We start from the raw sequence: 354 nt of genomic DNA, 5'->3' as shown, positions 1-354 counted from the left end.
CATTCTTCGGAAGTAAGACCCCATGAAGACTACGTGGTTGATAGGTCGGAGGTGGAAGTGCAGTAATGTATGCAGCTTACCGATACTAATAGGTCGAGGACTTGACCAAGAGAATATTTGGTAATTTGATTAATATGTATGTGGTTTTCAGAGTATAGTACTCAATATGCGGGTGTAGCTCAATGGTAGAGTTCTGGCCTTCCAAGCCAGCTGTGAGGGTTCGATCCCCTTCACCCGCTCCAGTAATGTGGTTATTATAGAAGAGAGGATACACCTGTTCCCATTCCGAACACAGAAGTTAAGCTCTCTATCGCTGATGGTACTTGGGGCGAAGGCCCCTGGGAGAGTAGGACG

1 tRNA gene and 2 rRNA genes are annotated in these 354 nt (G+C 46.6%); all 3 read left to right on the top strand.

Going from position 1 to position 354, the window contains the following annotated elements:
- Positions 1 to 109: ribosomal RNA gene (locus ACK2WN_RS12325) — 23S ribosomal RNA — on the top strand; the annotation flags it as partial.
- A gap of 59 nt (positions 110 to 168) precedes the next feature.
- Positions 169 to 242, top strand: a tRNA-Gly gene (locus tag ACK2WN_RS12320).
- A gap of 4 nt (positions 243 to 246) precedes the next feature.
- Positions 247 to 354 (top strand): 5S ribosomal RNA (rrf, locus tag ACK2WN_RS12315); the annotation flags it as partial.

This window comes from Peptacetobacter sp. AB800 (assembly GCF_047807365.1).
In the GTDB taxonomy this organism is placed as follows: Bacteria; Bacillota; Clostridia; order Peptostreptococcales; family Peptostreptococcaceae; genus Peptacetobacter.
Note: the sequence above shows the minus strand (reverse complement) of the source record. Positions and strands in the feature narration are given on the sequence as shown.